The organism is Gilliamella sp. BG2 (genome assembly GCF_046635645.1).
GTDB lineage: Bacteria > Pseudomonadota > Gammaproteobacteria > Enterobacterales > Orbaceae > Gilliamella > Gilliamella bombi.
On sequence record NZ_JBIDFF010000018.1, the window covers coordinates 43,111 to 53,724 of the forward strand.

At 33.4% G+C, this 10,614-nt stretch carries 12 protein-coding genes; 6 read left to right on the forward strand and 6 right to left on the reverse strand.

Annotated elements, in window-relative coordinates; translation table 11 throughout:
- Positions 1-5: 5 nt before the first annotated feature.
- The gene (gene trpR / locus ACGH6Q_RS08785; RefSeq protein ID WP_296318064.1) at positions 6-296 is read left to right on the forward strand and encodes a trp operon repressor; all 291 of its coding nucleotides are present in this window, start codon (positions 6-8) and stop codon (positions 294-296) included.
- A gap of 46 nt (positions 297-342) precedes the next feature.
- On the opposite strand, the gene robA is transcribed toward trpR, so the two are convergent.
- The 3 genes from robA to ACGH6Q_RS08800 form a co-directional block, all read right to left on the reverse strand.
- A complete protein-coding gene (gene robA, locus ACGH6Q_RS08790; RefSeq protein WP_065561029.1) occupies positions 343-1,260 on the reverse strand; it encodes an MDR efflux pump AcrAB transcriptional activator RobA in 918 nt (305 codons plus the stop codon).
- Between the two features lie 96 nt (positions 1,261-1,356).
- On the reverse strand, positions 1,357-1,932 hold the full coding sequence (gene nfuA, locus ACGH6Q_RS08795; protein ID WP_065561041.1) for a Fe-S biogenesis protein NfuA: 576 nt from the start codon (positions 1,930-1,932) through the stop codon (positions 1,357-1,359).
- A 114-nt stretch (positions 1,933-2,046) separates the two neighbouring features.
- Positions 2,047-2,697 (reverse strand): phosphoribosyltransferase family protein, encoded by a 651-nt coding sequence (locus ACGH6Q_RS08800; protein WP_296318065.1) that lies wholly within the window; start codon positions 2,695-2,697, stop codon positions 2,047-2,049.
- A gap of 316 nt (positions 2,698-3,013) precedes the next feature.
- Here ACGH6Q_RS08800 and ACGH6Q_RS08805 point away from each other — a divergent pair, with 316 nt between their 5' ends.
- The gene (locus ACGH6Q_RS08805) at positions 3,014-3,580 is read left to right on the forward strand and encodes a peptidylprolyl isomerase (protein ID WP_296318066.1); all 567 of its coding nucleotides are present in this window, start codon (positions 3,014-3,016) and stop codon (positions 3,578-3,580) included.
- A 58-nt stretch (positions 3,581-3,638) separates the two neighbouring features.
- Here ACGH6Q_RS08805 and pepB read toward each other — a convergent pair whose 3' ends face one another.
- Positions 3,639-4,919, reverse strand: coding sequence for an aminopeptidase PepB (gene pepB / locus ACGH6Q_RS08810; RefSeq protein WP_085166017.1), 1,281 nt, complete (start codon positions 4,917-4,919; stop codon positions 3,639-3,641).
- 103 nt (positions 4,920-5,022) lie between these two features.
- Here pepB and ACGH6Q_RS08815 point away from each other — a divergent pair, with 103 nt between their 5' ends.
- The gene (locus ACGH6Q_RS08815; protein WP_065561033.1) at positions 5,023-5,796 is read left to right on the forward strand and encodes a tyrosine-protein phosphatase; all 774 of its coding nucleotides are present in this window, start codon (positions 5,023-5,025) and stop codon (positions 5,794-5,796) included.
- Between the two features lie 50 nt (positions 5,797-5,846).
- Here ACGH6Q_RS08815 and ACGH6Q_RS08820 read toward each other — a convergent pair whose 3' ends face one another.
- Positions 5,847-6,464, reverse strand: coding sequence for a 4'-phosphopantetheinyl transferase family protein (locus ACGH6Q_RS08820; RefSeq protein WP_296302393.1), 618 nt, complete (start codon positions 6,462-6,464; stop codon positions 5,847-5,849).
- A gap of 120 nt (positions 6,465-6,584) precedes the next feature.
- Between ACGH6Q_RS08820 and metC the strand changes: the two genes are divergently transcribed.
- The 3 genes from metC (at position 6,585) to ACGH6Q_RS08835 (ending at position 9,900) form a co-directional block, all read left to right on the forward strand.
- The gene (gene metC / locus ACGH6Q_RS08825) at positions 6,585-7,766 is read left to right on the forward strand and encodes a cystathionine beta-lyase (RefSeq protein ID WP_297225772.1); all 1,182 of its coding nucleotides are present in this window, start codon (positions 6,585-6,587) and stop codon (positions 7,764-7,766) included.
- 62 nt (positions 7,767-7,828) lie between these two features.
- On the forward strand, positions 7,829-9,148 hold the full coding sequence (gene tilS, locus ACGH6Q_RS08830; RefSeq protein WP_174799315.1) for a tRNA lysidine(34) synthetase TilS: 1,320 nt from the start codon (positions 7,829-7,831) through the stop codon (positions 9,146-9,148).
- A 392-nt stretch (positions 9,149-9,540) separates the two neighbouring features.
- Positions 9,541-9,900, forward strand: a complete 360-nt coding sequence (locus ACGH6Q_RS08835; RefSeq protein ID WP_411592614.1) for a hypothetical protein — start codon at positions 9,541-9,543, stop codon at positions 9,898-9,900.
- Positions 9,901-10,000: 100 nt separating this feature from the next.
- Here ACGH6Q_RS08835 and ACGH6Q_RS08840 read toward each other — a convergent pair whose 3' ends face one another.
- Entirely contained in the window at positions 10,001-10,429 is a 429-nt protein-coding gene (locus ACGH6Q_RS08840; protein WP_296302396.1) for a hypothetical protein, read from the reverse strand.
- Between the last annotated feature and the right edge of the window lie 185 nt (positions 10,430-10,614).

Here is a 10,614-nt window from a genome sequence, read left to right on the forward strand (position 1 = left end):
TTATAATGAAAACTAACGAATGGAAACAAACAGTTGAATTATTACACCAAGCATTTAACGATGGTTATTCACTGGATATATTAAAATTACTAATGACAGCCGATGAGCGAGATGCTTTAATTACTCGAGTTAAAATCGTACATTCATTACTTGATGGTTCAATCAATCAACGCCAACTTAAAGAGCAACTAAAAATTGGTATTGCAACTGTAACAAGAGGCTCTAATAGCCTAAAAGAAACAACTCCAGAATTTAAACAGTGGTTAGAAAAGATTTTATTAAACTCAGATAACTAAATAATTCAGTCAATATCTAATAGCAGATTTTTATATCATATTATAACTATAAACTTGATTGGATATTGACGTCACTATCAGCAACAACCGGCACACAATAATCACACTCCATATGCTTAATATCCTTAAACGATTCAACAGAGTCATCGCGAAGATTATGATGAATCTCAATTACACAACTAGAGCAACGTAAGCGTACCTTTAATGCTGGCATAGCAGCTAAATGCACTTGTGAAATAAAATCGCCAAACTCATCAGGAGAACCAATATATCTAAAGCAAAGATACAATCCTCCTTCATTAACTATCTGCTCAATATGCTCTAAATTATTATTCTGATCTAAAGCAATTGTATAAAAAAGCTCTTGTTCATTAGCATTATCTTTGCTTTTCAATATACGGCTAAAAGCATAAATTTTATCTGGCAAGTTTTCACATGTATTGCCACAGCGAGATATATAATTATGAAAAAATTGTGATCTTAGTTTATTTTCTTCATCTAATAATTGACTCAAATTGCAATTATTTTTAAAGGTGATACCCCAAAACGTTTTTTGAGGCATATTAACAAATTTTGGCTCAGGCAATGAAAACCGATTTTTATTAAGCTCAATAGCAGGAGTTAATCCTGTAGGATCCCAAATATCTCCTCGTCGGTAACTTGCTGGAGTTTCATTGAATTGTTTTTTAAAAGAACGAGTAAATGTTTGTTGAGAATCAAAACGATATTGCATCGCAATATCTAAAATAGGCTTACTTGTCATGCGTAAAGCAAGCGCAGCATAAGTTAAACGACGATGTCGAATATAAGTACCAAGAACTTGACCAGTTACCTCTTTAAACATACGTTGTAAATGCCACTTTGAATAACCTGATTTTTGTGCAACATGATCAATAGATAATGGTTGTTCCAAATTTTTTTCAATCCAAACGATAAGATCTGAAATAATACTAACTTGATTCATAAAACCCCATCAGAATGTCAAATGGCAAACGTTATCCGATTATGACTCAATCCCAGCAATAAGCAAGATTTAAATAAAAATTATTTTCTGCCATTATTAGCAAAAAGAATGAGCTCCAGCTTGGTGTTCAGTAATATCTTTTACACCAGCGAGTTCAGGAAACTCTGCCATTAATTGCTTCTCAATACCTTCTTTCAAAGTATAATCAACCATTGAGCAACCATTACACCCCCCACCAAATTGTAAAACAACATAATTATCTTCGGTCAACTCCACTAAACTAACATGGCCACCATGGCTAGCTAATTGCGGATTGACCTGTGCTTGAATTGCGTAATTAACACGCTCAATAAGAGGTGCATCATCAGCTACTTTTTTCATTTTTGAATTTGGTGCTTTTAATGTTAACTGCGAACCTAATTCATCAGTCACATAATCAATGACAGCTTCTTCTAAAAATGGCGCACTAATTTCATCAATATAAACTGAAAAATCAGCATACCGTTCTTCTATATCGCTATCTTCTATAGTATCAGCAGGGCAATACGAAACACCGCATTCAGCACTTGGAGTACCAGGGTTAATAACAAATACTCGAATTTGTGTTCCATCGGGTTGATTAGCAAGCAATTTTTTAAAGTGCTGTTGAGCTGATTCAGAAATAGTGATAATAGACATAACCCCTCACTTTAATGTAGTTAGGTAATAAACAAACCTAACATCATTTATAATATATTAATAATAGTTGACTAACTTTCTTGGTTATTATAGGGGCTGTTTAGGATTTTACAATACTGTACGGCATAAACAAACAACATAAACACTCGTTGCTCCACAATTTTTTAGTTGCTGACTAATTGCATTAATCGTATTACCTGTTGTAACGATATCATCAATAAGCATTACTGATTTATGTGAAAGATTTTGATGGCATGTAAAAAGCTTTTCAACATTAGCGATTCGCTCTGTAAGAGATAGTTTTTTTTGATCTTGTACATTTGACGTTCGAGATAGTAAATAAGGATAAAATTCACAATCTAACCATCTTGCAATCGGTTTTGCCAATAACTCAGCTTGATTAAAACCACGAGACCAATAACGAAAATGATGCAATGGCACACAAGTGACCAAATCGGGCTTAATTAACGCATCGATTTCTCGCCGTTGATACCAAGCCAAAAACATCAATCTTGCCAATGCAGTACTCAATTCAATTTTGTTGCAGAACTTTAGATGATGAATCAATTTTTTTAAAGGATTAACATACTCAGAAACAGCAATAAGTTCATCCCAATAAGGTTTCTTTGCACGACACCGATAACATATATCAGTCGATAAAGAATGTGGTAAACAGCATTGATGGCAGACCTTATTAAATTTAGGTATATTTTGAACACATTGGCTACAAATGCCATGATGAGATAGAAATAAAGGCATATCACACAAAATACATCGCATAAAATTTAATAGTTTTATTTGTAAAAAAGTTTCAGGTTACACTATGTTTCAGTATAAAAACGGTTAGTATAAAAAAGGGAGTTATAAAAAACATTTTTTATAACTCCTTATCTTATTAATGTTTAAAATCAGGTTAACATCAATAAAATAGACTAATCAATTTTTTAATTAAATATAATTAAATTGTTATACGATATACAGCACAAAAAATTATCCGATTTTGCATAATTGCTATTTAAATTAGCTTAATATTCGGTATAATCAGTCAATTCAAATGGAAAGAGATTTTATTAATATGAAAAAAATCAAACTATTAATTTTAACATTATTGCTAACAATTTTTTCAACTATCGCCTTAGCTACTCCTCAAGTCTTATTACAAACCAGTATGGGCGATATTGAGATTGAACTAGACAGCGAACATGCGCCAATTACCACTAAAAACTTTCTTGATTATGTTAATAGTGGTTTTTATGAAAATTTAACTTTCCACCGTGTAATTCCTGGATTTATGATTCAAGGTGGTGGCGCTGATGATCAACTAAAATTTAAAGAGAATAATCCACCAATTAAAAATGAAGCAGACAATGGTTTAAAAAATGATCGTGGCACCATTGCAATGGCAAGAACGAGTGAAATAAACAGCGCAACCAGTCAATTTTTTATCAACGTAGTAAACAATGATTTCCTTAATTACAAATCACCAGAACAATATGGTTATGCTGTATTTGGTAAAGTAACTAAAGGGATGGATATAGTTGATAAAATTGTTAGTGTCCCAACTAAACGCGTGGGACCACATCAAAATGTGCCAGTTGAGCCTATTTATATCAAAAAAGCAATTGTTATTAAAAATGATTAAAATTGCACTTTGTTAACAAAAACCACTTTAAAACCACTTTTTAAAAGTGGTTTTTTGTTTATTTAAGCTGACTAAGTAAATTAGCAATTGTCCTCACACCAATACCTGTTGCCCCTGTTGCCCATAGAGCTGTGGCGCTTTTACGGAATGTTGCAGAACAATCAATATGTAGCCAATTTTTTTGATAATTTTTAATAAAATGCGATAAGAAAGCCGCAGCAGTACTTGCCCCAGCAGTATTAGGTATACCTGAATTTGCTATATCAGCAAATGATGATGGGAATTGCGAACGATGAAAGTCGGCTAATGGTAATCGCCAAAAAGCTTCATGCTCAATATCGCTACTAGCTAACAATTGGCTAGCAAATTTATCATCAAACGAAAGTAATGACTGATAATCATTCCCCACCGCAATCTTAGCCGCTCCAGTCAGTGTTGCACAATCAATAATATAATGAGGCTGGTCATTATCAGCACAAATTAAACCATCAGCCAAAACTAGTCGCCCTTCTGCATCAGTGTTATCAACTTCAACCGTTTTACCGTTACGGTAACGAATAATATCGCCTAATTTAAACGCATTGCCACTGACTAAATTATCCGCGCAACATAGATAAAGTTTAATACGTTGATTTAAACCGCGCGCAATGGCTAATGCTAATGCACTTGTTACTAACGCAGCCCCACCCATATCTGAGCGCATTGACTCCATAAAATTACTTGGTTTTAAACTATATCCTCCTGAATCAAAGGTAATACCTTTACCAACTAAACAGGCTGTTATCGGTGAATTAGGATTTTGGGTTGGGTTATAATCTAGTTCAAGCAAAGCCGCTGGCCGATCCGAACCTTTTCCAACCGTATAAATGCCCATATAATCTTGCTCTCTTAAAGCTTCACCTGAAATGATGTTGTAAGTCACAGCAGATGAGTAAGTGCTAATTAACTTAGCTGCTCGTGTGGCTAACTCAACAGGACTTAATGTTTCAGCTTGTTCATTAATAATATCCCGACACCAATCAATAATTTCTATACGATGTTTCAATTCTTGTTTGTCTTTGGTGTTGAGTTCTGACCAAGTTACTTTTGTACTTTTTTTGGCATTACGATAGCCTAACCAAAAATGCCAACAAGCTTCGATATCCCAATTTTCACCGCTTAGTTTAACCGAATTTATTCCTTGGTTATCTAACTTTCGACCTGCACGTTGAATCGCCCCTAAGCGATGTTCCGGTTTATAATGAATAGTAATCGCCTCGTTAGAAAAACTCAGCAATGCATCTTTTCCCCACTGTTTTGGTGCAGGTTTATCAGTTAGTAAAACAGATAACATCGACATAGTAAAAACCTCAAAAAATTGATAAACAACATAACAATGAATTAATTCTAATCAGAAACATGTTAATATAGCAAGTAAAGTTAAAAATAAATAAGGATGGGTTATGGCATCAGTTGTACCGATAAAAAATGGGATTAATTTTCGTGATTTAGGTGGAATCAAAACAATTGATGGACGTCAAATTCGATCGGGTCTACTATACCGCTCAGGCGCATTCTCGCTTATTACACAACAAGAGCAATCTTTTTTAGCTAATCAGCTAAATCTGCACTACGTTTTAGACTATCGCGATCCTGATGAAATTAAGCGAAATCCAGATAAATTATGGCAAAATACTCATTATATTAATGTACCAGCTAATCCGTTAAGTAATACGATCACCGCAAGTTTAACAAGTGATCTAGGCAATGCTCACCAAACACTTAAAAAAAATGCTCCATTTGATTTTATGATTAAGCTTTACCAGCTACTACCATTTAATAACACAGCATATCAAAAACTTTCCTCAATCCTACTAAACTCACAAGGTAGACCATTGGTACAACATTGTGCTGTTGGTAAAGATCGTACAGGTGTTGGCGTTGCATTAACATTGTTTGCTTTGGGTGTTAGTGAAGAAACTGTCATGCAAGATTATTTACTAACAGAACAGCTATTGTCAGATTATCGTGAAAATATATTAAGCCAATATCAACATAAAATGACGCCTGATGAGTTTGAAAAACGCAAATTAATTTTTGCCGCCAAAAAAGAGTATCTAACTGCGGCACTGAATGCAATTAAAACGCGTCACGGTACAATTGACAATTGGTTATCACAGGAATATCAATTAAACGAAACTAATAGAAAAAGAATTCAAGATATCTATCTGGTTTAATAAATAACAAGCCATTATCGCACCATAATAAATAATGGAAAAACATTGTATTAAGACAACAAAATTAATTTAGAGATCGGTTGATTGCTGTTCACCGACAGATGAACATTATCCACTTGACGATATTGATAATAAAATTCTTGTGCAAAAGGTGCCATAATCATCTGCTGTTTTAAGTCGACGTTAACCGATTTTATTTGCCAAACACCTTTAGCATAAAGCTTTAATGCAGACTCTTTTAATGTCCATAGTTGCCAAAAGGCTCTTAATGTATCATCTTGTTTAGTCATCCATTGATATTCGTCATCAGCAAAAAAATTTTTAGCTACTTTCAAATAATTTTTTCGTGGACGTACTACTTCGATATCTAAACCAACCTTACCTACTAACGAAATCGCAACTGCTACCCAATCTTGGCTATGACTAATATTAAAATCTGGTAAGTGTGGCTCTAAAAAAGAGGGACGACCATTATCTCCAACCTTAATAACAGGTAACATCGAAATATCACAGTATTGTTTAAGCAAATGAGCCAAAATTGATCGGCAAACTAAAAACTGTTTTTTACGTTGGCCACTTAAATTATTCGCTTCATCAAGAAGCGTTTGAGGCAACAGTGAAAAATCAATGTCAGCATCCTTAAGACAAGCAAGTTGAACAATTAGCATAATTGGCAAGAAAATATTAATAAAATTTATTTTTTACTATTCTAACAGCATGCTATGCTAACTGTTATCAAAATTAATAAAAATATCAACCTTAATAAATAGTAGCAAGGGTGTATCATTATGTCATTACCAACAAAATTAGTTCATGCAGGACGTAAAAAGCGTTATACACAAGGCGCTGTTAATTCGGTTATTCAACGTGCATCATCATTGGTTTTTGATTCAATTGAAACAAAAAAAGAAGCAACCAAAAACCGTGCTAATGGTGCATTATTTTATGGACGCCGTGGTACATTAACTCATTTTGCGCTACAAGATGCGATGGTTGAAATCGAAGGTGGAGCTGGTTGCTATCTATACCCTTGTGGCGCAGCTGCCGTCGCTAATGCTATTTTAGCTTTTGTTCAAGCTGGCGATCATATATTAGTGTCTGAAGCCGCTTACGAACCTACTCAAGAATTTTGTCAGCAAATTTTAAAAAATTTTGGTGTTGAAACAGATTACTTTACGCCATTAGTGGGTCACAATATTACAAATCAAATTAAACCCAATACCAAAGTCGTATTTTTAGAATCACCAAGTTCCATTACGATGGAAATTCATGATATTCCTTCAATGGTTAAAGCAATTCGCAGCGCCAATCCAGAAATTATTATTATGATCGATAATACATGGAGCGCCGGCGTATTATTTAAAGCATTAGATCATGATATTGATATCTCAATACAAGCCGGTACTAAATACCTAATCGGTCATTCTGATGCCATGATAGGCACCGCTGTTGCTAACCAGCGTTGTTGGGAAAAATTACGCGAACGTTCTTACTTAATGGGACAAATGTGCGATGCTGATACCGCTTATATAGCCGCACGAGGATTGCGAACATTAGCAATACGATTAAAGCAACACCACGAAAATGGCATAAAAGTAGCAAAATGGTTAGCTCACCATCCTAAAGTTGCTACCGTCAATCACCCAGCATTAGAAAGTTGTAAGGGGCATGAATTTTTTAAACGTGATTTTTCAGGTGCAAGTGGATTATTTTCTTTTGTACTCAAAGATCGATTAACTGACGAGCAATTATCTGATTTTATTGACAACTTAACTTATTTCTCAATGGCTTATTCATGGGGTGGTTTTGAATCATTAATTTTAGCTAATCAACCCGAAGAACTAGCAAAAATTAGACCTGTATCTGGTATTGATTTTAAAGGAACTTTAATTCGTCTTCATATAGGGCTTGAAGATCCCGATGATTTAATTGCCGATCTTGCTACTGGTTTAGACAGAATCAAGCTATAAAAAATGAATCTATATAAAACCAATGCATTATGAATGTTTAGTTTAGCATAATTAAGTAGAAGATGAATAATCAAAACCAAATCACGTGTGACGAAATAATAAAACAAACAGTTTTTCATAATATAAAACACCACAAAGCGCTACTGGTTGCATATAGTGGTGGTGTTGACTCAACGGTATTAATGCATGTGCTTGTTAAGCTTAAAAAACAATTGTTACCAAATTTAGAACTAAGAGCGATCTATATTCATCATGGTTTGAGTAGCAATGCTGACAACTGGGCAACGCATTGCAGTCAACAATGCCAAACATGGCAAGTTCCAATAATTATTGAAAAAGTCAGACTTGATCCCATAGCGGGTAATATTGAAGAGCAAGCTAGAAATGCACGTTACCAAGCTATATATCACCATCTAAAAGATGATGAAACGTTATGTACAGCTCAACATCTTGATGATCAATGTGAAACTTTCTTCTTGGCATTGAAACGTGGTAGTGGACCTGCGGGATTGTCCGCAATGCCAAGGGAAAATCAACAACATCTTCGACCTTTATTAACAATATCACGATCACAAATTGAAACCTATGCGAATAAACATCAACTCAATTGGATAGAAGATGAAAGCAACCAAGATGATCACTATGACCGTAATTTTTTACGCTTAAAAGTCTTACCAATTCTTAATCAACGCTGGCCACATTTTTCGCAAATGGTTGCACGCAGTGCGGAATTATGTCAACAACAAGAAACGTTAATTAATGAGTTATTATTGGTAGAATTTAAGCAAGTTATCACCGAACAAAATCAACTGGCTATTGCACCATTAATGGACTATTCCGAGTATAAACGAAATGCAATTTTACGCATGTGGTTTAAACACAATCATATTAATATGCCAACACGCCAACAAATAACATTAATTTGGCAAACCGTTGCATTAGCAAAAGAAGATGCTAATCCGAAATTTATCTTTAATAACCAACAAGTTCGCCGTTATCAAAATCAACTTTATTTGTTAGCATTATATCAAGATATTGAACAGCAAATCCTAAACTGGGATTTAGCGTTGCCATTAACACTTCCAGATAATGTTGGCGAATTACAAGTTAATTATCAAACTGATTTATGTTGCCGCTTACCACAAGCAGATGAAAAAATCACCGTTAGATTCCATGCTCAAGGAAAATTTCAAATTGTTAATCGCCATGGTTCACGATCAATAAAAAAACTATGGCAAGAGCATAATATTCCACCATGGATGCGAACTCGAATCCCTCTAATTTACTACAACGAACAACTGATTTGCGCAGTTGGCGCATTTGTTACCGAACAAGGAAAAGGAACACAAATCGGTTTTATTCTTGTAAAGAATAACCTATAAGTTTATCCCCTAATAGGTTTTGTTATAGCATTTAGCTTGCTGACTTAATTTAGTTTTGATGGATTTTTCAACTTTGACTAGCTATAAATAATGGTTTAAGAACATTCATTCTTACAGATTAAAGGAATAAAAAGCTTCAATCAGGCTTTCTTAGGCTAGTTATAAATAGTCGGATAACTGACCATAAAGCGTTTAATCAAATCAGTGGCAGTTATTTTTTCTTTATGATATAAACGTCATATCTATTGTTTATAATAAGACGCTAATTTTGTTTTTTTATGCATATTCATTACAAATTACTGCGGATAACACGTAAACAATTTCTACATTTTATGTAAATAATATTTATTTTTTAATATTTTAGCATTAAATTTTTCTAGGATAATAGAGTTATGAAAATAAATGAAAGATGGTTAACTTTTGTACTTATTGATAGTAATAATTCATTTGAAGAAATGCTGACTAAGATAGAACTAGCATTTAAATGTAAATTATCCTGTAAAGATGAAAAAGGCCGTTATATTGCCAGAGCGGAATTGGATAATTTTAGTATTGCCGTTATCGACAAAATTGATAGGCTTAGTCAATTATTATGTGATGAACATTATACTCTTGAAATAACAATAATATCTGATAAATACTTTAATTCTAAATTTGAAAATTACATAAAAGAAATTCTAACTAATAACTTCATACAATGGAAACAGTCAATTTGGTCTCCCGTCAAAGTTACTCCACTCAGCAAGCGATAATTTTCACATGATCTCTATGTACACATTTACCTCGACAAACTCCAATATTCATTACAGTATTTTCGCAAATTACTACTCAACATCAGTGATTAAAAACCATTCAACAAAGAGAAATCATCCCTACTTCTCCATTCGGTAATAAACAAATAACTATTCCTTTTCCTTCAAGTCGAACCACATCACAAAATTTATTTACACGCCAATCTTTTATTTTTGATAACTCTAACCAAGTATCAAGTTTCCAGCTATTTATTCTACCAAGAACTACCATTTTTTTTCTAAAACAATGCATATCAATATTTATACTTATTACCATGTTATTTTCAGAGAGAATATTGACATTGCCATATAGATGACTAAATATTTTTGATTTTCTATTCAGTCTTGCTACAGGTAATTCTGGTTCTCCCATTATTTCATAAATAAGTGAATCAGATGAGCCAACATGCAATTTTTTGATATTTAGACTGTTAATGATATCCATTAACTCTATTTGAAATATAGGTTCCCATTCTTCATTATCGATCACTGACTACCTCAAAAAAATTTCCCTTGTATAGCCGAATTGTTTCATACATACAGCAAGAAATAAATAGAAAATAATTACAAAGTGACAAATACCTTCTTTTTTTGAATATTTTTTATACTAATTAATATTTGTTACTGCATTAATTAATTTTCAATAATCAAAATGATATTTAATAAATATTCCAA